Origin of the sequence: Stenotrophomonas sp. DDT-1 (assembly GCF_001580555.1) — a bacterium.
Classification (GTDB): Bacteria; Pseudomonadota; Gammaproteobacteria; order Xanthomonadales; family Xanthomonadaceae; genus Stenotrophomonas; species Stenotrophomonas sepilia.
Genome location: NZ_LEKR01000031.1, coordinates 14,285 through 35,856, shown reverse-complemented (window position 1 = coordinate 35,856; position 21,572 = coordinate 14,285). Strand labels below are relative to the sequence as shown.

Below are 21,572 nucleotides of genomic sequence, written 5' to 3'. Positions count from 1 at the left end.
TTTTTCCAATTTTTCTCATTGTCGCGGAAGCGCGCCTCGCTAGCGTGGCTGGCAGCGGTACCGCTGCGCGGCCGTGGTTCCTGCCCGCGAAATGAGGATGTCTACCGTGAATGTCGCCGGCCGCCGCGCCGTCGCCGCTGTCATGGCATCGCTGTTGCTGCCCGGCATCGCTGCTGCGTCCGGCTGTGCGAGTCCACTGCAGGTGGCATGGCGTTCCGATCGGCCGCCGCTGTCATACAACGCGCAGGGCGACCTTGCGGGGTTGGCTGCGGATTACCTGCCGCTGCTGGGCCCGCAGGCAGTGCAGCATGCGCAGCCATTGCCCGCAGCGGTGCTCACCGATGACCCGCTGCCGGCTGGCACCCAGGTGCTGCTGGGCTGGCCGCGCGCACAGCTGCCGACCGGCTGGGTGGCCAGCAGCCCCTACCTGGAAGTGCCACAGGTGATCGTGCGGCGCGAGGGTGCAGCGCCAGTGCTGGGGTTGGAGGGACTGCGTGGCCGCAGCGTGGCCAGCCCGGACCGGTTGCCGCTGGAGGCACTGCTGGCCGAACAGGCCCCAGGTGCGCAGCTGCTGGCACCGGCGCCGCTGGACCACGCGCTGTCACTGCTGCGCGCCGGGCTGGTCGATGCCGTGGTGGCCAATCTCGCTGAAGTCGAAGCCGCGCTTCGCGCCGTGCCGGGTGACCCTCTGGTGATCGCAGCACCCGCGGGCTTCGGCGATGCACTGGTGCTGGCCGCCGTACCGGCCTGTGCCGCGGTGGTCGCTGCCTTCGACCGGGAGCTGCAGCGGGAGGGCGATGCACGTCGGGCGTCGGTTCGCAGTGCCTGGCTGCCGGAACTGCCACGTGCGCGGCCCGCCGGTTCGGCACTGCGCTGGCTGGTGCCGGTGTCGCTGATCCTGCTCGCGCTCATACTGCTGCATGCCTTCGGCTACTGGCGCGTGCATCGCGAGAGCGTGCGTCGCCGGGTGCTGGAGCAGCGCTTGCATGAAGTCACCGCGAACCTGCCGGCGGTGGTCTACCAGGCGCGCCGTTCGGCAACCGGCCACTACAGCCTGGCGCAGATCGCCGGCGACGTGCAGGCACTGTTCGGCGTAGCCGTGGAGACTGAGCGGATCGACCATCTGCAGCTGCTGGCGGCCGTGCATGCCGGTGACCGCAGCCGGGTGATGGCGAGCATCGAAGCGGCCGCGCTCGTACGCGGTCCGATCGACGTTACCTTCCGCACCCGGTCGGCGCAGGGCTGGCGCTGGGTCCGATCACAGGGACGACCGTTGCCGTGCGATGACAGCAGCGTGGAGTGGAGCGGCTACTGGATGGACGTCAGCGAAGCCCAGGCGCGCGCAACGGCGTTGGCCGAGGCGCGCCGCGCGGCCGAGCAGGCGGCGCTGGCCAAGGGCCATTTCCTGGCGACCATGAGCCACGAGATCCGCACGCCGATGAGCACCTTGCTGGGCATGCTGGAGCGGCTGGCTGGCACGGACCTGGATGCGGGCCAGCGGCAGGTGCTGACCACCGTCGGTGACGCAGCGCAGATGCTGCGGCAGATCCTCGACGATGTGCTGCACAGCCAGCGCCTGCAGCCGGCGCCCCTGCAGCTGCGTCCGACCGATCTGGCGGCGCTGGTGCACGCGGTGCAGCAGCTGTTGATGCCCGTCGCGGCCAGCCGCGGGCTGCACCTGTGCAGCGAGATCGACCCGACGTTGCAGCCCTGGTCGCTGGCTGACGGGCTGCGCCTGCGGCAGGTCCTGTTCAACCTGGCCGGCAATGCGCTCAAGTTCACCCTGCAGGGAAGCGTGGTGTTGCAGGTCCGCGTGCTGCAGCAGCGCGACGGCGGCCAGCGACTGCGCCTGCAGGTGACCGACACGGGCGTGGGCATCAGCGTGGAGCGCCAGCAGGCGGTGTTCGCCGCCTATGAACAAGCCGAGACCTCGACCACGCGCCGTTTCGGCGGCAGTGGCCTGGGGCTGTCGATCTGCCGGGAGCTGGCGGCATCGATGGGCGGGCAGCTGCACCTGCGCAGCGTGCAGGGCAAGGGCACCACGGTAGGGCTGGATCTGGATCTGGCGGCCTCTGTGGCAGCCAGGGACGCACCAGTGCCCGCGAGGGCTGCGCCGCGGGCGCTGCCGCCGGCGCGGGTGCTGGTGGCCGAGGATCATCCGACCAACCTGCAGTTGCTGGCACAACGCCTGTGCGAGCTGGGACTGCAGGTGCACGCCTGCGGCGACGGCCTGCAGGCCTGGGAGGCCTGGCAGGGGCAGCCGTTCGACCTGGTGATCACCGACTGCCACATGCCGCACATGGATGGCTTCGCGCTGGCGCGCGCGATCCGTCGCGATACCCACGCTGCCCGTGCTCCGGTGCCGATCATTGCGTTGACCGCCAGCGTGCTGGAACGCACGCGCGAGGCCTGCCGTGAAGCGGGCATCGACCACTTCCTGGCCAAGCCAGTGGAGGCGCACGAACTGCGCGCGCTGCTGGAAGTGCTGCTGTTGCCGGACTCAGTGCGCCAGTAGGCGGACGATGCTCGCAGCGGCGTCGCGGCCTTCGGCCACCGCGGTTACCACGAGATCGGCACCACGCACCGCGTCGCCACCGGCGAACAGGCGTGGATGCGCGGTCTGGAACGGCAGGCGGTCCTTGCCACCGGCGAGGATGCGGCCATTGGGCTGGCCTTCCACCCCCAGTTCCGCCAGCCACGCCGGCACGCTCGGCGAGAAGCCGAAGGCGATGATCACCACGTCTGCCTCCAGCAGCGACTCACTGCCTTCGATCGGCACCGCGTTCTGGCGGCCATTGGCATCGGGCTCGCCCAGCCGGGTCTCGACCACGGTCACGCCGATCACCTCGTCGTCGGCGCCGGCTTCGATCGACAGCGGCTGCCGGTTGAACAGGAAGCGCACTCCTTCCTCGCGTGCATTGGCGACTTCGCGCGCGCTGCCGGGCATGTTGGCTTCGTCGCGGCGATAGGCGCAGGTGACCTTGGCCGCGCCCAGCCGCACCGCGCTGCGCACGCAGTCCATGCCGGTATCGCCACCGCCCAGAACCACCACACGCTTGCCGTTGAGGTCGGGCAGGGCGATGGTGTCTTCCCAGCCGGCGATCGGCCGGCCCTTCGGGTCATCGCCGCCAACGATGCGGCTGTTCTGCACCAGGAACGGCAGCGCCGGCAGCACGCCCTTCAGGTCCTGGCCGACCAGGCCACCATCGGTATAGCGGTAGGCGCCGGTGCCGACGAACACCGCATCGTGGGTCTCCAGCAACTGCTGCACGCTGAGGTCACGGCCGATCTCCACGCCGAGGCGGAACTGCACGCCCATGCCTTCCAGTACTTCACGGCGGCGATGGATCACGTCCTTGTCCAGCTTGAAGCTGGGAATGCCGAACTGCAGCAGGCCACCGATCTGCTCGTAGCGGTCGTAGACCACGGCGGCAATGCCGGCGCGTGCCAGGCGGTCGGCACAGGCCAGCCCGGCCGGGCCGGCACCAATCACCGCCACACTGTGGCCGGTCGGCTGCACCGCGCCCAGGTCCGGGCGCCAGCCACTGGCCAGTGCGGTATCGACGATGTACTTCTCCACCGCGCCGATGGTGACCGCGCCGAATTCCTCCAGCGTGCAGCTGCCTTCGCACAGCCGATCCTGCGGGCAGACCCGGCCGCACACTTCCGGCAGCGGATTGGTGCTGTGGCACAGCGTGGCGGCCTCGTGGATGCGGTTTTCCTGCACCAGCTGCAGCCACTGCGGAATGGCGTTGTGCACCGGGCACTTCCAGCTGCAGTACGGGTTGCCGCAGTCCAGGCAGCGGCCCGCCTGGTACTGGGCGTCTTCCTTGCCGAACTTGCCGTACAGCTCGCCCCAGTCGCCGGACGTGCGCAGTTCCACCGGGATGCGCTGCGGCATGGTGCGGGGCAGGTCGAGGAACTGGAAGGCGTGCTTGCGGCTCATGGCGGACTCTGTGGTGTTTTCCGGATGCCGGCCAGCGGCCGGCACTACGTGATCCTGGGTTGCCGGCCAGCGGCCGGCACTACCGTCAGGCGGCGCGGCGCAGGGTTTCGGTCAGCGACTCGATGCTGGCGGCCTTGGGTTTGACCAGCCAGAACTTGCCGATGTAATCGCGGAACTCGTCCAGGATCTGCTGCGCCCAGATGCTGCCGGTCAGCTCGCGGTGGCGGCCGATCAGGCGGTGCAGGTGCTGACGGTAGTTCTCGAAGCCTTCGGCGGACACGCGATGGATGTCGATCAGCTCGTGGTTGTAGCGGTCGACGAAATCGCGGTCCACGTCCAGCACGTAAGCCAGGCCACCGGTGAAGCCGGCGCCGAAGTTCAGCCCGACCTTGCCCAGCACCAGCACCACGCCGTCGGTCATGTACTCGCAGCAGTGGTCACCGGCACCTTCCACCACCGCCAGCGCGCCGGAATTGCGCACCGCGAAGCGTTCGCCGGCACGACCGGCGGCGAACAACTCGCCACCGGTAGCGCCATACAGGGAGGTGTTGCCGATGATGGCGGTGCTGCGAGCCTCGAAGCGGGCGCCACGCGGCGGACGCACCACCAGCCGGCCGCCGGCCATGCCCTTGCCGACGTAGTCGTTGGCTTCCCCTTCCACTTCCAGGTGCAGGCCACCGACGTTGAAGGCACCGAAGCTCTGCCCGGCGCTGCCGCGGAAGCGCAGTTCAAGCGGTGCTTCGGCCATGCCCTGGTTGCCGTGCGCGCGCGCCACCGCGCCGGCCAGGCGGGTGCCGATGCTGCGGTCGGTGTTGTGGATCAGGAAGCGGTGCTCGCCGCCGCGCTTGTGCTCGATGGCCGGTGCCAGCAGCCCATCCATCTGCGTGGCCAGGCTGTCCGGTGATTCGTACAGGCGCTGCGCGGCGCAGTGGCTGCCTTCGTAGCGGCTGTCGGCCAGCAGCCGCGACAGGTCCACGCGCACGCCGTCACGCGGCGCGGCCTCGATCTGCCGCAGCAGGTCGGTGCGGCCGACGATCTCTTCCAGCGAACGCACGCCCAGGTACGACAGCCAGCCGCGCACTTCCTCGGCCAGCAGCCGGAAGAAGTTCTCCACACGTTCGGGCTGGCCGGTGAAGTGGTTCTCGCGCAGGCGCTCGTCCTGGGTGGCGACGCCGGTGGCGCAGTTGTTGAGGTGGCAGATGCGCAGGTACTTGCAGCCCAGCACGATCATCGGCGCGGTGCCGAAGCCGAAGCTGTCCGCTCCCAGCAGCGCGGCCTTGACCACATCCAGGCCGGTCTTCAGGCCGCCATCGGTCTGCAGCAGGGTGCGCCCGCGCAGGTCGTTGGCCAGCAGCGCCTGATGCGCTTCGGCCACGCCCAGTTCCCACGGCACGCCGGCATAGCGGATCGAGCTGACCGGCGACGCACCGGTGCCGCCGTCATGGCCGGAGATGGTGATCAGGTCCGCACCGGCCTTGACCACGCCTGCGGCAATCGTGCCGACGCCGGCATGGCTGACCAGCTTCACCGACACCAGCGCGGTCGGGTTGACCTGCTTGAGGTCGTAGATCAGCTGCGCCAGGTCTTCGATCGAATAGATGTCGTGGTGCGGTGGCGGCGAGATCAGGCCGATGCCCGGACGCGCATAGCGCAGGCGTGCGATCAGCTCGTTGACCTTGTGCCCCGGAAGCTGGCCGCCCTCGCCGGGCTTGGCGCCCTGCGCGACCTTGATCTGCAGCACTTCGGCATTGACCAGGTATTCGGCGGTGACGCCGAAGCGGCCCGAGGCGACCTGCTTGATCTTGCTGCGCTTCGCGGTGCCATAGCGTGCGGGATCTTCGCCGCCTTCGCCGGAATTGCTGCGGCCGCCGAGGCGGTTCATGGCGATGGCCAGTGCCTCGTGCGCTTCCGGCGACAGCGCGCCGAGGCTGATCGCTGCGGTATCGAAGCGCGGGAACAGGGCGCTGGCCGGGGCGACCTCGTCCAGCGGCACCGGCATTGCGGCCGGCACCAGTTCCAGCAGGTCGCGCAGCGCCGAGGGCGGGCGCGCGTGCACCGCATCGCAGTACTGCTGCCACGCACGCGGGTCACCGCTGCGCGCGGCGCGCTGCAGGGTGGTGACCACGTCGGGGTTGTACATGTGGTACTCGCCGCCGTGCACGTACTTCAGCAGGCCGCCCACGTCCACGCCCTGCTGCGCATCCCAGGCCTGCGCGCACAGCTCGCGCGCGTCGGCATCCAGGCGTGCGAAGCCGGCGCCGCCGATGCGCGAGGCGGTGTCCGGGAAGCACATGTCCACAACCTCGGGTTCCAGGCCGATGATTTCGAACAGCTGCGCGCCGCGATAGCTGGCCACCGTACAGATGCCCATCTTCGAGATGATCTTCGACAGGCCCTTGTAGATGCCCTTGCGGTAGCGGCGGCCGATCTGCGACTGCTCGCCGCCCTTGCTGAGCTTGAGGATGCCACGTCGGCCCAGGTCGAACAGGGTCTGGTAGGCCAGGTACGGATACACCGCGGTGGCACCGAAGCCGAGCAGGCAGGCCATGTGGTGCGGGTCGCGCGCGGTGCCGGTTTCGACGATCAGATTGACGTCGCAGCGCAGCCCCAGCCGCGAGAGGTGGTGGTGGATGGCGCTGGTGGCCAGCAGCGCATGCACCATCGGCCGACCGGCCACCGGGTAGCGGTCGGACAGCAGCAGCATCACCATGCCCTCGCGCGCGGCCTGTTCGGCCTCGGCACAGATGCGCTCGATGCCGGCACGCAGGCCCTCGTCTTCGCTGTAGGACAGGTCGAGCAGGCGGTTGGCCTGCACGTACTGGTCCATCTTCAGCAGCTGGCGCAGCTTGCGCTGGCTCAGCACCGGCGAGTTGAGGATGACGTGGTTCACCGTCTCCGGGCCGGCATGGAAGATGTTGGTCTCCTTGCCGAGCTGGGTGGACAGGGACATCGCGCAGTCTTCGCGCAGCGGATCGATCGGCGGGTTGGTGACCTGCGCGAAGGCCTGGCGGAAATAGTCGTACAGCGGACGGCTGCGCTGGCTCAGCACGGCCATCGGTGTGTCGTCGCCCATCGAGCCGGTGGCTTCCTGCTCGGTCTCGGCCAGTGGCCGCAGCACCTGTTCCACTTCCTCGCTGCTGAGCTGGTAGAGCTTGTGGTAGCTGCGCAGGGTGGCTTCGTCGAACGGCTCTTCCACCAGCGACGGGTCGATCAGTTCGGTCTGCAGGTAGGTCACGCCCTGCTGCAGCCACTGCTTGTACGGCGCGCGGCCGCGGTTGATGCGGTCCACCGCATCCGAATCGAGCAGGTCGCCGCGCTTGAGGTCGATGGCCACCATTTCGCCGGGGCCGAGCTTGCCCTTGCGCACCACGCGCTCGGTCGGCACTTCCCACACGCCGGCTTCGGAGGCGACCAGGAAGTGGCGGTCGGCGGTCAGCATCCAGCGCGCCGGGCGCAGGCCGTTGCGGTCCAGCGTGCACACCGCGTAGCGGCTGTCGCAGGCGACGATGCCGGCCGGGCCGTCCCACGGCTCGCTGTTCAGGCCGTGGAACTCGTAGAAGGCCGCCAGGTCCGGATCCTTGAACTCCAGCGACTGGGTGGCCGGCGGCACCAGGATGCGCAGCGCCTGGATCAGTTCCATGCCACCGGCGACCATCAGCTCCAGCATGTTGTCCAGGCTCTGCGAGTCCGAACCATGCATGGAGATCACCGGATCGAACTCGGCGATGTCGAAGCGCGGCGTCTTCCATACCTTGCTGCGCGCCTGCGCCCAACGACGGTTGCCTTCGATGGTGTTGATCTCGCCGTTGTGGGCGAGCATCCGGAACGGGTGCGCCAGCGGCCAGCGCGGCAGCGTGTTGGTGGAGAAGCGCTGGTGGAATACGATCGCGCTGGAGGCCAGTTCGCGGCGCTGCAGGTCGGGGAAGAAGCGGCTGAGCTTGTCCGGCAGCACCATGCCCTTGTAGCTGATCGCATCCGGGGTGAGGGTGGTGACGTAGAAGTCGGCATGGTCGCGCAGCTGCTGTTCGCTGCGGCGACGGGCCAGGAACAGCGCCAGCGCGAAGCCGGCATCATCCTGGCCGACGCCGGCATCGACGAACACCTGCTCGATGCGTGGCAGGGTGTCGCGCGCCAGCTGGCCGCAGACGCTGTCGTCGGTGGGTACCTCGCGCCAGCCGGCGACCTTGCAGCCGACCGCTTCGACCTGCGCCTGCAGCTGCGTGCGGCAGGCGTGTGCAGCCTCGGCATCGTGCGGCAGGAACACCAGGCCGGCAGCGAAGCGTGCGGCGACGGCGATGCCGGCTTCACTGGCTAGCAGTTTCAGGAACGCATCGGGGCGGCGCAGCAGCAGGCCGCAGCCATCGCCGGTCAGGCCATCGGCGGCGACGCCGCCGCGGTGGGTCATGCGCGAAAGCGCGGCGATGGCGGTATCAACCAACAGGCGCGAAGGTTGATCGTCGAGCTGGGCGACCATGCCAAATCCACAGGCATCGCGCTCGGAGCGCGGGTCGTAAAGCCCTTGGCGGTTGCGGGGGGCCATCTCTACCTCGATGCGTATAGGGTTGGCGGCGACACTCGTCCCCGCTCATTCCCTGGAGCGCATCGTGAGGCCACCGGATGCCTCGACTAGATCACAGGTTGCTGCAGCGCCGCAATACACGGTTGCAGGTGCAACAGAACGCGCCGGCAACCCCGTGCCGGCGCGCGGTCGAACTCAGCCGCAGCGCACGCCGCTGACCAGGCCCTTGTCGTCCACTTCGATGTTCAGGCGGTCGCCGAGGAACTCCATGGTGGCGACGTCATTGGGCTTCATGACGCGCAGCTGGTGGGCACCGGCATCTTCCTGCGCCTGCTTGCCCAGCGCGTCGGCGTAGGCCTGGCCGACCAGGCTCTGCACCTGGCTGGCATCGCAGGTGCCGACCGGCGGTGCCTCGGTGGCCTTGCCGGTTTCGTCGGCCGGCGCCTTGGCGGCTTCGGCCGCCTGCTGGGCATGGGCAGTGGCCGAATCCTGTTCATCCAGCGCCGGAGCCTGGCAGGCGGTCAGGGCCAGCACGGCAGGCAGCAGCAGGGCGGAGAGCGAACGGGCGCGAATCGGGAACGACATCATGACTCCGGAAGGGATTGTGAAAGCCCGAGCATAGCGGCGAACCGACCCTCACGTGTTTGTCTTCTGTTATCGACAGGTTCGCGGCATCGCGACGGCGACACTGCGGTCATGCCAACCTCCTCTACCCCCGAACGACAGGCCGCGCGCGCGGCCGGCCTGCGCTATGTCGATGACACCCAGCCAGGCATCAGCCGGCGCCGCGCCGGCAAGGGCTTCAGTTACCGCGATGCCGATGGCCACGCGGTTCGCGATGCCGCCACCCTGCAGCGCATCCGTGCGCTGGCGATTCCACCTGCGTATACCGCTGTGTGGATCTGTGCCCACGCCAATGGCCACCTGCAGGCCACCGGCCGCGACGCGCGTGGACGCAAGCAGTATCGCTACCATGCCGATTGGGCGAAGGAGCGCGATGCCGGCAAGTTCGACCGCATCATCGCCTTTGGCGAGGCGTTGCCCACGCTGCGGCGGCGGCTGTCGCGCGATCTGAAGCAGCCCGGCTTCCCGCGCGACAAGGTGCTTGCGGTGGTGGTGGCCCTGCTGGCCGACACCCTGGTGCGGGTGGGCAACGAAAGCTATGCACAGGAAAACAAATCCTACGGGCTGACAACGCTGCGCAACCGCCACCTGGACCTGCTGCGCGGCGGCCGCGTGCGAATGCGCTTCCGGGGCAAATCCGGGCAGTTGCACGAGGTGGTGGTGGGCGATCGGCGGCTGGGCACGCTGGTACGCGGCATCCAGCAGCTGCCCGGGCAGGCGCTGTTCCAGTACCGCGACGACGAAGGCGCGCTGCAGCCGGTGGATTCCGGCGCGGTGAACGACTACCTGCGCGAGGTGATGGGCGAGGACTTCACCGCCAAGGACTTCCGCACCTGGGGCGGCACGCTGGCGGCGGTACAGGCATTGGCCGCCACCGAACTGCCGGAACCGGCCAGCCAGCGCGCGCTGGCCAGGGCGCAGCGCGAAGTGGTCTGCCAAGTGGCGGCACGGCTGGGCAACACGCCGGCCGTGTGCCGCAAGGCCTACATCGACCCGTGCGTGTTTGCCGGCTGGGAGCGCGGTGAGCTGGCCTCGCTGGCCGGCCTGCGCGGCCCGCGGCAGTGGGAGCAGGCCACGCTGAAGGTGCTGCGCCGGGCGCGGCGGCTCAGTCGCAGTCGTCAGCCGCAGTAGATCGCAACGATGTTGTTGGTCCGGCCCTTCTCGATGGTCAGGCGGTCGCCGCCTTCGCTGGCCGGCGGCACCCGCGGACCGTCATGGCGCAGTACCCGTACGTGCAGGCTGTCGCTGTCCACGCGTGCGCGGGCCACGGTGGCGTCCGAGGCGGCCAGGCCCACCGCGCCGCGCACCCTGTCGCTGTGGCACTGGCCGGAAATCACGCCGTCGATCGGCTGCACCTGGGCCATCGGCGTGCTGCTGCAGGCGGCAAGGGCAAAGCAGGCGGCGGCGGTGGCGATGGCATGTTTCATGGAGGCACTCCTTGTTTGATTGCGTGCAGGGTGCGACGTCAGACGTGGTGGCGGAATGAATGTCGTGCACATCGTGGACACGGCGCGCTCACCGCCGCCAACAGCGTGGGTGGAGACACTGCAGAAGCGGCATGGGCCGCCCCCCGGTAGTGCCGGCCGCTGGCCGGCAGCCCCTTTCCCTCCCGAGGAGACCTGCATGGCCACCACCAGGAAGACCCCCGCCCGCCGTAAGGCATCGCCGAAAGTGCGTAAAGGCAGCACCCCGACCAAGGCGGTCGCCGACCCTGATCGCCCGCGCGTGGTGAAGACCGCAACCCGCAAGGCAGCCGCCAGTGATCCACGGGCGGCACGCGTCGCTGCACGGCAGCGGCGCCTGCAGGACCAGGAGAAGGCCAAGGACGCCCGCGCGGCCAAGAAGGCAACAAAGAAGACCGCGACCCAGGCCGGCGCGCGCCGGCAGCCGGAGGCGATGCCGGCGCAGCAGCTGGCCAAGCCCGGGCACGAGCACGAACTGGAGCTGGCGCCCCGTTTCCTTGCGCCCGACTACGCGGGCAGCGGCAAGCTGCAGGGCATGCGTGCGATCGTCACCGGTGGCGACTCCGGCATTGGCCGTGCGGTGGCAGTGTTGTTCGCGCGCGAAGGTGCGGATGTGGCGGTACTGCACCTGGACGAGGCCGAAGACGCGGACATCACCCGCCAGCACGTGGAACGCGAAGGCGGCCGCTGCGTGGTGATCGCCGGCGATGTGCGCGATCCGCGTTTCTGCAACAAGGCCGTCAAGCAGGTGGCCAAGGCGTTCGGCGGCATCGACATCCTCGTCAACAACGCCGCGTTCCAGCTGCACTGCGAGCGCCTGGAAGACCTGGAAGACGCGCACCTGCAGGAAACCCTGCAGACCAACATCGGCGGTTACATCCAGATGGCGCGTGCGGTACTGCCGCATCTGGGCGAAGGCGCCAGCATCATCAACACCGGCTCGGAAACGGGGATCTTCGGCAGCAAGGCGCTGATCGACTATTCCGCCACCAAGGGCGCGATCCATGCATTCACCAAGGCGCTGGCCAGCCAGCTGCTGCCGCGCGGCATCCGCGTGAACTGCGTGGCGCCGGGGCCGGTATGGACGCCGCTGAACCCCGCCGACAAGCAGGCCGAAGACGTGGCGGAGTTCGGCAAGGACAGCGACATGGGCCGGCCTGCACAGCCGGAAGAGCTGTCGCCCGCCTATGTGTTCCTGGCCTCGCCGGCCTGCGCCAGTTACATCAGCGGGGTGATCCTGCCGGTGATGGGTGGGCCACGGGGCTGAGCCGACGGTAGTGCCGGCCGCTGGCCGGCAGCCTCAGGGCACGGTCACCGCAGGCGCATAGAGATCGGCAATGCGCGGAATGAACTGCTGTGGATTGGCGCCGACCAGATTGGTCAGCACCACCACCGCGACGTCGCGGTCGGGATACACGACGAAGGCCGAGCGCGCACCGCCGATGCCGGCCACCTGAAGGTCGGGCGATGCGCGTAGTACCGCCCAGCCACCCGCCCACGGGCCGGCACGGCCATCCGCCAGGCGCTCTGCGCTCCACATCCGCCGCAGGGCCGTCTCCGGTAACAGCCGGCCTTCGGTCAGCGCGACCAGCCAGCGCGCAGTGTCGTCGGCGGTGGTGAGGATGCCGCCGCCAGCCCACAGCGAAGGCGGTATGTCGTAGAACCAATGCGACAGGCGGGACGGCGCGTCTACAGCGTCGGTGGCACGCGGGGCCAGGCTGTACATCGTCGCCGCATCCGGAATCAGGTCGTAGCTGTCGCCGAAGGTGGTGCGGGCCATGCGCGCGCTGCTGAACTGGCCGGTGGCGAGGAAACGTTCGTAGGGCATGCCGGATTGCTTCGCGATGATTCGTGCCAGCAGTACGTAGTTGGTCTGGTTGTAAGCGAAGCGCTGCCCGGGCACCGCTTCCAGCGGTCGAGCTGTCACCGCCGCCCATGCCTGTGCTTCGGAACCTCCGCCCAGCAGCCCGTTCGCATCAAGGATGTCCGGAAGGCCGGAGGTATGCGCCAGCAGCTGGTGTACGCGTACGTCTCTCCACGCTGGCGGAAGATCACCCAGATATCGCGAGGCGGGCGCGTCCAGATCCAGTTGCCCCTGTTGCGCCAGCTGTGCGGCAGCCACGCCGGTGAACGCCTTGGTGGCCGAGTTGAGGGGGAAGCGGGTGTCGCGCGAGGCAAGCACACCGTTTTCGACATTGGCCAGGCCATAGGCTTCGGAGAGCACGATCTGCCCTTGCCTGACCACGGCAACCTGCAGCCCGGGAATGCGCTGCTCCAGCATGATCTGGCGGATCAGGCGGCGGGTCTGGTCGTTGGCCTGGTCCTGGCTGGCGGAGATGGCGGCGAAGGGCAGGGCACTGATGAGCATGAGCACGACTCGAAGCGTTGGGCGGAACATGCGGAATTCCCGTGGGCACTGGGGGATCGGATGCAGCCGGCGCGTCAAAGGTTTAAGCGCGCGGTGTGCCTACCGTTCGTCGGCCCATGACTTCCGGGGGGTTGACTACAGATGTCGTCAAGCTGACAGTGACGACACGTGTAGTCAAGGGAGTGGTGTCATGCGTGGCAAGACGATCGGGGACCAGGAACTGGCCCTGCTGCAGTACATCGATGAACATGCGCCGGCCAGTGTCGGCGAGGTCGCCAGTGGCTACGCCGAGCCCCGTGGCCTGGCCCGTTCCACCGTGCTGACGATGATGGAGCGCCTGCGGGCGAAGGGGTATCTTCAGCGCCAGCAGCAGGACGGCGTCTACCGCTACCAGGCCACCCGTGGCCCGGAGAGCGTGCTGCAGGGTGCCGTGGCGCAGTTCGTCGACAACACCCTGCAGGGCTCGGTGTCGCCGTTCGTGGCCTATCTGTCGCAGCGGCAGAAGGTCAGCGACAACGAGCTGGCCGAACTGGAAGCGCTGGTCGCCCAACTCCAATCGCGTCGCCACGAGGGCTGAGTCATGGACACCACGATGCTGATCCCGATGCTGGAACGCCTGGGCTGGACCAGCCTGCAGACCGTGCTGCTGGTGGCGCTGGTGTACGGCCTGTGCCGCGCGCTGCCGTCGCTGTCGGCGGCGACCCGCTGCCGCCTGTGGTGGCTGGTCTCGCTGCAGGCCGTGCTCGGCCTGTTCTGGAGCCAGCCGTTGCAGTTGGCCTGGCTGCCTGCCCCGCAGGCGGTGGCGACGACCGCGACCGACGTGGCCGCTGACATCGTCTACCCGCTGGCCCCGGAGGCCTCGGCACAGTTGCTGGCCGCGATGCCGATGCCTGCAGCGGACGCACCGGCAGTGGCGTGGTGGGCCGTCGCATTGGCCGCGCTGTGGGCATCTGGCGTGCTGCTGATGGCGCTGCGTACCTTTGGTGAGTGGCGTCGCTGCCGCGCGCTGCTGGCAGCGGCCTATCCCTGCGAGGACCAGGCGTTGGTGCAGGCCCTGCAGCTGGCTTCCGATGCACACGGCGTGCGGCCTGCGCCGCGGTTGTGGATGAGCACGCAGGTGGACGCACCGCAGCTGGTCGGTCCGTTCCGCCCGGTGCTGCTGTTGCCGGCAGGCGACAACGCCCTGCAGGGCGACGCACTGGACCTGGCCCTGACCCATGAACTGCAGCACCTGCAGCGGCGGGACCTGCAGTGGGGCCTGCTGCCTGCGCTGGCCCAGCACCTGTTCTTCTTCCATCCGCTGCTGCGCCTGTCGGTGCGTGAATATGCACAAGCGCGCGAAGAAGCGGTGGACGCGGCGGTGGTGGGCCAGCACGCTGCCAGCCGCCAGGCCTATGGCCGTCTGCTGCTGCAGCTGGGGGTGGCACCGCAGCCGCACCTGGGCGTGGCCAGTGCCGCACCCGATGCCACCAGCCTCAAGCGTCGCCTGCTCTCGCTGCAGCCGCGCCGGGCCTGCCCCCGCATCCTGGCGATGGCGCTGACTGCTGTGGTGGTGGTGGTGGGCGTGGCGCCGATGCGACTGGTCGCAGCGCCGGTGCCGCCGGTGCCGCCGGCACCGCCCGCGCCACCGGCGGCACCCAAGGTCGTGGCGCCAGCACCGCCGAAGGCTCCCAAGGCTCCGGCCGCACCGCCATCCGCCGCGGGCGTGCCGGCGGCACCGGCTGCGCCTGCAGCACCGGCCGCGCCGGCCGAACCCGCTGACGCGACCGGGCCCGACGATGCCGATGTGGCCGATGTCGACGATGCCACGGGCATGGCCGAAGACGATGAAGGCGCGACGTCGGCCGCCACCTCCATCACCACCTACGGTCGCCTCGACCTGGGCAGGTCGCCCCGGGAGGCCTTCGTTCTGGTTGATGGTGATTCGACCTTCGCCAACGGCGGCATGGACGACGTGACGGTGGCCCGCAGGCAGCTCGGCAAGGGCCCGGCGTTGTGGTTCCGCCAGGGTGACAAGCGCTACGTGGTGCGTGACCCGATGCTGATCCAGACCCTGCAGCGTGCCTACAGCGGTGCCGTAGAGCTGGGCCGCCAGCAGAGCGAACTGGGCCGGCAGCAAAGCGTGCTGGGTCGCCAGCAGGGTGAACTCGGCAGGCAGATGGGTGAAATGGGCCGCCTGCAGGGCGAGGAATCGCGCCGCATCGCACTGGCCGCCGCCGAGGTAGCGCGTAGCGCGATGGCCGCCCACGACATCAACCGTGAGGCGGCGGCGGAAGCGGCGAAGGCAGCGCGCGGTGCAACCAGCGACGTGGCCGTTGCGCGTGAGGCTGCACGCGAGGCCGCCGCCGAGGCACGCCGTGCGATGCAGGAAGCCCGCAGCGAGGCCGCGCAGTCCGGCCGCACTCGTGACATGCAGCGCCTGGCCAGCCAGCAGTCTGAACTGGCCAGCCGCCAGGCAGCGCTGGGCAGCCAGCAGTCAGCGTTGGGCGAGCGCCAGGCCCGCGTGCATGCCCAGGCGTCGCAGCAGGCGCAGCAGGTGATCGCGCGCGCACTGGCCAGCGGCAAGGCCGAGCGACTCTGATCGGTAGTGCCGGCCGCTGGCCGGCAATGTGGGGTGCCGGCCAGCGGCCGGCACTACCCTGGGGCAATCAGTGCTGCAGCCAGCGTATCGGGAACGCGTCCGCCATCGCTGCATAGCCGGCATCACTGGGATGCAGATGATCCCCGCTGTCATAGCTGGGAAGCAGATGGGTCGGGCGCTGTGGATCGCGCATGATGCGATCGAAGTCGATGACACCATCGACGCCCTGTGCTGCCCTGATCCAATCGTTCACGGCTTGCCGCTTGGTTTCTCCGGCGGCGTCGAAGTAGCCTGATCCTCCGTAGGGCAGCAACGTTCCAAGCATCACCCTGATCCCACGTTGCCGGGCTTGCTGCACCGACGTGCGCAGGGCGTCGATCAACTGCGCTGCAGACACCGCCTGCGGCGGATGCAGCTGGCCGATGCCGATATCGTTGATGCCCAGCAGCAGCACGGCATGGCTGGCACCGGACACCGCCAGCACATCGTGCCCGAAGCGCGACACGCCTGCTGGCCCGACTCCATCATGCAGCCAGCGATTGCCGGCAATGCCGCCATTGACCACGCTGACCTTGCGCAGGCCTGCACTGCGGACACGGTCATCGAGCAGGTTGGGCCAGCGGAAATTGCGATCCACTGTAGAGCCGGCACCATCGGTGATCGAGTCACCGAAGGCGACCATGACCACCGGATTGCCGCCAGCTGCTGGTACCGCCGATGGCGGGTTTCCGGCAACGTCAATGGCGTCCAGCCAATAATAGGCCCGCATGGGGTCGGCGGAGCGCAGCAGGGCCGCGCCGACCTGGTTGCCGGGCGCGCGGTAGTTGGTCTGCAGGCCGACCGAATGCGTGGTGACCACCGGCGTCGGTGCCATGACGTACAGGCTGACGGACAGCTCCGTCTGGTCAGCCACATGCAGGTTGATCCGATCACTCCAGCGCTCTTCGCCGGGGGCGAGCGTCAAGCGTGCTGCACCACTGAAACGCAATGAGCGCTGCTTGTGGAGGACGACACCATCGGCGCCCATGCTTGGCGCAATACGGAGGTCCTCCAATGTGACCGGGGCCTTGCCGAACCGGTTGGAGAAGCGAACGCGCAGTGTTTCTCCGCCGCGCGAAAGACGTACGGTCATGCGTACGGTCTGGTCGGTCAAGGTGACGGGTGGGGGCGGGGGAACGATGTTGTCCGGAAAGGTAACGCCGTAGTCCTGCTGGGCGGCGAACCAGGTGGCGGACCATGGGGGCCGGCCCTCATGTGCCGCCAGCGGGGGGGGCGGGGGCCACGCACAGCAGAGTGGCGAACAGACAGCCCAACCACCGTCGATACGGTTTCCTGTTGCGGAACCTCGGCATACAGCACTCCTTGCAGTGTGGCTGGAACCTTATCCCGCTGGCGCGGGTGGATACCCGGTGCCAGCGGGATCGGTAAGGAACATCAACCGCAGCTGGCGCGCTCGATGCGGTTCTGCGCATCCACCTGCACGGTCACGCGGTCCTGGCGGAAGTCCATGGTCACCGCCATGCCGGGTTTGACTACCCGTGCACCGCGCGCGCCGCTGTCAGCCACCAGTTTCTTGATCGTGGCTTCGTCGGCGGTTTTGCCGGTGAACGCCTCCAGCGCCTCGGGGCGGCATTCGTGCGGGCCATCGGAGACTTTGGCCGGCAGGCTGCCGGTATCGGCGGTGCCGTTGGCATCGGCATGGCTGCAGGCCGCGAGCGGCAGGATGCTGGCCAGCAGCAACAGGGTGGTAGGGCGCATGGGCACGGCTCCGGTGAAGGGACAGCGGGCAGTGTCGCCGCTGCGCGTCTCTGTGGTGTCAACGCGGCCTGAATCCGTGCCTGGCAAGCGCCACAGTGTGTGAAGTCGTCGAAGAGCAGCGGATTGATGCCTGTGCGGGCAGCGGTTAGTGTCTTGCACCCAGTCAACTCAAGGCGCATGTCCGATGGTTGAGCGCGTTCAACGCCTGATCAATGCGGTTTCGTCCATTCCAGGCGTGCGCACCGCTTCTGTGACCAAGCAGGATTTGTCGGAGCTGGCCGTAGACGAATTGTCGCTGTTGCCCTACGCGGATCTACCGCTGGCCGTATTGCGGCGTAGCGAAGGTGCTCTGTCGCATGAGGTGCTGATTGGGATCGAGTTTGAACTGGACGGCGGCCCGGCAGGCTTGCTGGCGCTGGAGTTTCTGTCGTGGTGGGTGCGTGACGCTGCGCGCAGTGGAGCGCTGATGCAGTTGCGCAGCCTGGCGTTGCCCCCCCTGGAGCAGCAGTTTGGCCAGACCCTGAAGTTCACCGTCGACTGGTTCCATGCTGACCCACAGCAGGACCTGGAACGGCTGCTGATCGCCGTAGACGAACGGGCCGCAAACCTGGAAGCGACCTTGGATCACTTCGCCATTGCCGAGCGCATCAAGGCCGCCGCTGTCGATTCGTCCAGCAGCGACGTGCCCGCGCCCAGTGCGTTTGCTGGACGACTGCGGAAGTTCTTGACTGCGTGAATCGCGGGGAAAAGCGGGGCGCTGCGGTCAACGCGAGTCGTCCTGCCTGGCGACCAGAGCCAGCGTTTCGCGCTCACGCTGTTCTTCGCGGATCAGCCGCTGCAGCAGCAGGGCCAGGGTCACCACGTCCTGGTGATTGTGGTCGGCCACCCGGCGCAGGTTCACCGCGTCGCCGCCGCGCAGGAAGCGCAACCACGCACCGGGTGCCTCCGAGCCCGGCAGATCGTCCTCGCGCACCACGCGCAGCAGCTGGCGTTCGATGGTGGACAGCTTGCAGTTCTCCCACGTGCCGCGATAGCGGCGGCGGGTGGGGTAGAGCAGGTCGACATGGTCCAGCGCGCTGATCGGGTCGCGTTGCCGGGCAAGCCGGTAACGCGCTTTCAGCAGCGGTGCGTCATAGCTGCGGCCGTTGTAGCTGCAGAACACGGTGGACGGTTGCAGCCAGCCGGCGAAGGTGGCCAGCATCGCGTCCTCGGCGGCCATCGTGGCCATCAGCAACTGGCGGATGCGCAGGCCTTCGCCACGCTGCGGGCACACATGCCAATCGGCCGCGCCGATCATGAAGGCGCGGGTGCCGGTGCCGCCGGCCAGGCCGGTGGTCTCGGTGTCGAAGAACAGCAGATCGCGTGCAGTCACGTGCTCGCCGTCGCGACGGGCGAAATCAAGCGACAGCGGTTGTGCCGGGATCGCCTGCGGCTGCAGCGATTCGATCAGGAACAGGCCCGGTGCGATCTCCTCACCTGGCAACTGACGGTCCTGTGCGCTGGCGCGAGCAGGAGCGGGGCCGCCGCGCGTGCGCAGGCCGAGCAGGCGATGCAGGCTGCCCACTTCGGGCCGACGCAGTGCGGGTGGCGCCGTGGCAGGTGCCGCAGCGCCGGTCGGCTTGTGGCGGATCTCCTGCTCGACCCAGGCGAACACCGAACGCTCGGCCGGTGGTTGCCGCGCATCGTTGGCGGCCACGGGTGCCGGTGGCGCAGGGGGCACGTCCGGCACGGCCGGTGTGCTTGCCTTCGGGTCGCCGGCCTGCCTGCGCAGCAGGCGCAGCTTGTCCAGGCTCAGGCTCACGGTGCCAGCAGCTCCATCGGCTCGCGCGGGGTCACCCCCACATCCGGTACGTGCTGGCACGCTTCGGCATCGAACAGGTCGAGCACGCGCAGTGCCAGTGCGCGCGGCGAGGTCTCATCCTCTTCCTGCGCGGCCAGCACCGGGCCGACACAGGCCGGGCAGCCGGCCTTGCAGTCGCAGCGTTGCACCAGTTCACGCGCACGCTGCACCAGTTCGGCCTGACGCTGCCACAACGGCTCGCTGAGGCCGACGCCACCGGGGAAGTTGTCATACAGATACACCGTGGGCACGAATTCCTGCAGCAGTTCGACAACCCCAGGATCACCCTCGCTGCCGCGCAACTGGCCACGGCCGCTCTGGTCGGCGATCGCAAACCAGGAGCCATCGCCGTTACCGACCGACTTCTGCAGGTCGCGCGCATCGGCCATCACCGCCACGGTGGCGACGATGTGCAGCGCATACGCCGCACCGAGGAAGCCATCGAGCGCATCCTGCCTGCTGGCGAACGCGCGCAGCAGCAGTGCCTGCGGCAGCTGCCACCACACTGCGGTGGTGTGCAGTTCCTGGTCGGGCAGGTTCACCGGGCCGTAGCCGATGTTCTCGTGGGTGTAGTAGCGGATCTTCTTGTAGCCGGCCACGCGCCGCACCACGTGCACTTCGCCATGGTGCGAATCACCGCGCCCGGCCACGCGACCATCGAAGCGGTCCAGCACCTTGAGCTTGGTGAAATCGATGCTGTCGGTGTAGTAATCCACATGCGTGCGGGTGACGTAGGCCTTGCGGCCCTCCCAGTCGAGCGTCTCCACCTGGTAGGGCGTGGACTGCACCATGTGGATGGCGCCTTCATACAGCGTGAGCGCGGCGGCGGAGTAATCGACCTCGGCGATGATCTGCTGGCGGCCGTCGCTGCGGTCGACCACCACGAAGTTGCCATCGGCCACCGCGCGCAGGCTGACCGCGTTGGCCGGATAGCTGTCGGCAATCCATTCCCAGCGCTCGCCTTCGCGGTGGATGACTTCGGTTTCGGCCAGCGCTTCCAGGAACACTTCCGGGTCGATCGGGCCGAAGCCATCGCCGACCCGGAACGGCAGTTCAAAGGCCGCGCAGCGAATGTGGTCGAACAGGATCAGCGGCTGGTCTGGCGCAATGCGCGCATGTTCGGGCGAGGCTTCGGCGAAGAAGTCCGGATGCCGCACCACGTACTGGTCCAGCGGCTGCGAACTGGCCACCATCACGCCGAGTGCGGGTTGCTGGCGGCGACCGGCACGGCCGAAACGCTGCCAGGTGGCGGCCACGCTGCCGGGGTAGCCATTGAGGATGACCACGTCCAGGCTGCCGATATCCACGCCCAGTTCCAGCGCCGAGGTGCTGACGATGCCGTCGATGTTGCCGGCGCGCATCGCGCGCTCGGTCTCGCGGCGTTCGGTGGGCAGATAACCGCCGCGGTAGGCGCGGATGCGCGGCGGCTTGCGCGGGTCGTGGTCGAAGATGTCCTTCAGGTACTTGGTCAGCACCTCGACCATCAACCGGGTCTGCGCGAACACCAGGGTCTTCAGCCCGGACTTGATCGCGATGCGCGCGATGCGGTTGCTCTGCGAGCGCGCCGAGGCACGCAGGCCCAGGTCGGGGTTGATCACCGGCGGGTTCCACAGCAGCACCTGCTTCGGCCCGGTGGGCGCGCCGGATTCGGTGACGGCGGTGACCGGTGCCTCGATCAACGCCTCGGCATGCGCCTGCGGGTTGCCGATGGTGGCCGAGCACAGGATGAACTGCGGTTGCACGCCATAGAACGCGCAGATGCGCTTGAGCCGGCGCAGCACGTTGGTGACGTGGCTGCCGAACACGCCGCGGTAGGTGTGTACTTCGTCGATGACGATGTAGCGCAGGTTCTCGAAGAACTGTGCCCACTTGGTGTGATGCGGCAGGATGGCCTGGTGCAGCATGTCCGGGTTGGACACCACGATGTCGCCATGCAGGCGGATCGCCTGGCGCGCATCGCCGGGGGTGTCGCCGTCGAAGGTGAAGGCCTTGACGCCGAGATCGCCGGCACGATTGAGTTCCAGCAGCTCGGCCACCTGGTCCTGGGCCAGTGCTTTGGTCGGGAACAGGTACAGCGCCTTGGCCTTGTCCTGCATGGCCGCGCTGACCACCGGCAGGGTGTAGCACAGCGACTTGCCGCTGGCGGTGGGGGTGACGATGGCCACGTGCTCGCCGCGCTGGCTGGCCTCCCAGGCTTCGGCCTGGTGGCTGTAGAGCTGCTCGATGCCACGTGCCTTCAGTGCTGCGGCCAGCGCCGGTGGTACCGAGTCGGGAACGGGCGCGTAGCGGCCTTCGCGGCCGGGAATGGCGAAGCTGCCGGTGATGCGGTCCTGGTAGCGGCGCTGCAGGCGCGCGCTGAGCAGCGCGCCGTCGCGGGCGGGCAGGCCATCGCGGGTGGCGAGCTTCTGCTCGGCATCGGCGGTGCGCTTGGCGAGTTCGTAGGCCATGGAAGAGGAAGCGGGGACGGATTGCG

Annotated in this window: 14 protein-coding genes and 1 pseudogene; 6 read left to right on the top strand and 9 right to left on the bottom strand. The window is 68.6% G+C overall.

Annotation, left to right across the window (positions count from 1 at the left end; genetic code table 11):
- Positions 1-106 precede the first annotated feature (106 nt).
- Positions 107-2,515 (top strand): ATP-binding protein, encoded by a 2,409-nt coding sequence (locus AB839_RS14610; protein WP_061479920.1) that lies wholly within the window; start codon positions 107-109, stop codon positions 2,513-2,515.
- On the opposite strand, the gene AB839_RS14605 is transcribed toward AB839_RS14610, so the two are convergent.
- From AB839_RS14605 to AB839_RS14595, 3 genes are all read right to left on the bottom strand, one after another.
- Positions 2,501-3,946, bottom strand: coding sequence for an FAD-dependent oxidoreductase (locus tag AB839_RS14605; protein WP_061479919.1), 1,446 nt, complete (start codon positions 3,944-3,946; stop codon positions 2,501-2,503). The two genes, AB839_RS14610 and AB839_RS14605, sit on opposite strands and share 15 nt — an antisense overlap.
- 85 nt (positions 3,947-4,031) lie before the next feature.
- On the bottom strand, positions 4,032-8,486 hold the full coding sequence (gltB, locus tag AB839_RS14600; RefSeq protein WP_061479918.1) for a glutamate synthase large subunit: 4,455 nt from the start codon (positions 8,484-8,486) through the stop codon (positions 4,032-4,034).
- Positions 8,487-8,660: 174 nt separating this feature from the next.
- Positions 8,661-9,050, bottom strand: a complete 390-nt coding sequence (locus tag AB839_RS14595; RefSeq protein ID WP_032954733.1) for an I78 family peptidase inhibitor — start codon at positions 9,048-9,050, stop codon at positions 8,661-8,663.
- Between the two features lie 111 nt (positions 9,051-9,161).
- Here AB839_RS14595 and AB839_RS14590 point away from each other — a divergent pair, with 111 nt between their 5' ends.
- Positions 9,162-10,220 carry a DNA topoisomerase IB gene (locus AB839_RS14590; protein WP_061479917.1) on the top strand — a complete coding sequence of 353 codons (1,059 nt, stop codon included), beginning with the start codon at positions 9,162-9,164 and terminating at the stop codon, positions 10,218-10,220.
- Here the strand turns inward: AB839_RS14590 and AB839_RS14585 are convergent.
- Positions 10,208-10,516 (bottom strand): hypothetical protein, encoded by a 309-nt coding sequence (locus AB839_RS14585; RefSeq protein ID WP_005421049.1) that lies wholly within the window; start codon positions 10,514-10,516, stop codon positions 10,208-10,210. The two genes, AB839_RS14590 and AB839_RS14585, sit on opposite strands and share 13 nt — an antisense overlap.
- Positions 10,517-10,712: 196 nt before the next feature.
- Here AB839_RS14585 and AB839_RS14580 point away from each other — a divergent pair, with 196 nt between their 5' ends.
- The gene (locus AB839_RS14580; RefSeq protein ID WP_061479916.1) at positions 10,713-11,819 is read left to right on the top strand and encodes an SDR family oxidoreductase; all 1,107 of its coding nucleotides are present in this window, start codon (positions 10,713-10,715) and stop codon (positions 11,817-11,819) included.
- Positions 11,820-11,852: 33 nt separating this feature from the next.
- Here the strand turns inward: AB839_RS14580 and AB839_RS14575 are convergent, their stop codons facing one another.
- Positions 11,853-12,920 carry a serine hydrolase domain-containing protein gene (locus tag AB839_RS14575; RefSeq protein ID WP_061479915.1) on the bottom strand — a complete coding sequence of 356 codons (1,068 nt, stop codon included), beginning with the start codon at positions 12,918-12,920 and terminating at the stop codon, positions 11,853-11,855.
- 190 nt (positions 12,921-13,110) lie between these two features.
- On the opposite strand from AB839_RS14575, the gene AB839_RS14570 reads away from it, so the two are divergent.
- Together AB839_RS14570 and AB839_RS14565 are read left to right on the top strand one after the other, a co-directional pair.
- The gene (locus tag AB839_RS14570; RefSeq protein ID WP_061479914.1) at positions 13,111-13,497 is read left to right on the top strand and encodes a BlaI/MecI/CopY family transcriptional regulator; all 387 of its coding nucleotides are present in this window, start codon (positions 13,111-13,113) and stop codon (positions 13,495-13,497) included.
- 3 nt (positions 13,498-13,500) lie between these two features.
- Positions 13,501-15,501 carry a M56 family metallopeptidase gene (locus AB839_RS14565; RefSeq protein WP_061479913.1) on the top strand — a complete coding sequence of 667 codons (2,001 nt, stop codon included), beginning with the start codon at positions 13,501-13,503 and terminating at the stop codon, positions 15,499-15,501.
- Between the two features lie 67 nt (positions 15,502-15,568).
- On the opposite strand, the gene AB839_RS14560 is transcribed toward AB839_RS14565, so the two are convergent.
- The gene (locus AB839_RS14560) at positions 15,569-16,465 is read right to left on the bottom strand and encodes an SGNH/GDSL hydrolase family protein (RefSeq protein ID WP_197467685.1); all 897 of its coding nucleotides are present in this window, start codon (positions 16,463-16,465) and stop codon (positions 15,569-15,571) included.
- Positions 16,466-16,935: 470 nt separating this feature from the next.
- Entirely contained in the window at positions 16,936-17,259 is a 324-nt protein-coding gene (locus tag AB839_RS14555) for an I78 family peptidase inhibitor (protein ID WP_005421020.1), read from the bottom strand.
- A 184-nt stretch (positions 17,260-17,443) separates the two neighbouring features.
- Between AB839_RS14555 and AB839_RS14550 the strand changes: the two genes are divergently transcribed.
- Positions 17,444-17,995, top strand: a complete 552-nt coding sequence (locus tag AB839_RS14550) for a hypothetical protein (RefSeq protein WP_134969465.1) — start codon at positions 17,444-17,446, stop codon at positions 17,993-17,995.
- Positions 17,996-18,022: 27 nt separating this feature from the next.
- On the opposite strand, the pseudogene AB839_RS14545 reads toward AB839_RS14550, so the two are convergent.
- Together AB839_RS14545 and AB839_RS14540 are read right to left on the bottom strand one after the other, a co-directional pair.
- A pseudogene (locus AB839_RS14545) lies at positions 18,023-18,931 on the bottom strand (ribonuclease H-like domain-containing protein); the annotation flags it as partial.
- A gap of 125 nt (positions 18,932-19,056) precedes the next feature.
- Complete coding sequence (locus AB839_RS14540; RefSeq protein WP_061479910.1) at positions 19,057-21,546, bottom strand: DEAD/DEAH box helicase; 2,490 nt, start codon at positions 21,544-21,546, stop codon at positions 19,057-19,059.
- Positions 21,547-21,572: the final 26 nt, after the last annotated feature.

Coding starts and splice junctions, on each gene's coding strand:
- AB839_RS14605 (WP_061479919.1), bottom strand. CDS start 3,946: ATGAGCCGCAAGCACGCCTTCCAGTTCCTCGACCTGCCCCGCACCATG.
- gltB (WP_061479918.1), bottom strand. CDS start 8,486: ATGGCCCCCCGCAACCGCCAAGGGCTTTACGACCCGCGCTCCGAGCGC.
- AB839_RS14595 (WP_032954733.1), bottom strand. CDS start 9,050: ATGTCGTTCCCGATTCGCGCCCGTTCGCTCTCCGCCCTGCTGCTGCCT.
- AB839_RS14590 (WP_061479917.1), top strand. CDS start 9,162: ATGCCAACCTCCTCTACCCCCGAACGACAGGCCGCGCGCGCGGCCGGC.
- AB839_RS14585 (WP_005421049.1), bottom strand. CDS start 10,516: ATGAAACATGCCATCGCCACCGCCGCCGCCTGCTTTGCCCTTGCCGCC.
- AB839_RS14580 (WP_061479916.1), top strand. CDS start 10,713: ATGGCCACCACCAGGAAGACCCCCGCCCGCCGTAAGGCATCGCCGAAA.
- AB839_RS14575 (WP_061479915.1), bottom strand. CDS start 12,920: ATGCTCATCAGTGCCCTGCCCTTCGCCGCCATCTCCGCCAGCCAGGAC.
- AB839_RS14570 (WP_061479914.1), top strand. CDS start 13,111: ATGCGTGGCAAGACGATCGGGGACCAGGAACTGGCCCTGCTGCAGTAC.
- AB839_RS14565 (WP_061479913.1), top strand. CDS start 13,501: ATGGACACCACGATGCTGATCCCGATGCTGGAACGCCTGGGCTGGACC.
- AB839_RS14555 (WP_005421020.1), bottom strand. CDS start 17,259: ATGCGCCCTACCACCCTGTTGCTGCTGGCCAGCATCCTGCCGCTCGCG.
- AB839_RS14550 (WP_134969465.1), top strand. CDS start 17,444: ATGGTTGAGCGCGTTCAACGCCTGATCAATGCGGTTTCGTCCATTCCA.
- AB839_RS14540 (WP_061479910.1), bottom strand. CDS start 21,546: ATGGCCTACGAACTCGCCAAGCGCACCGCCGATGCCGAGCAGAAGCTC.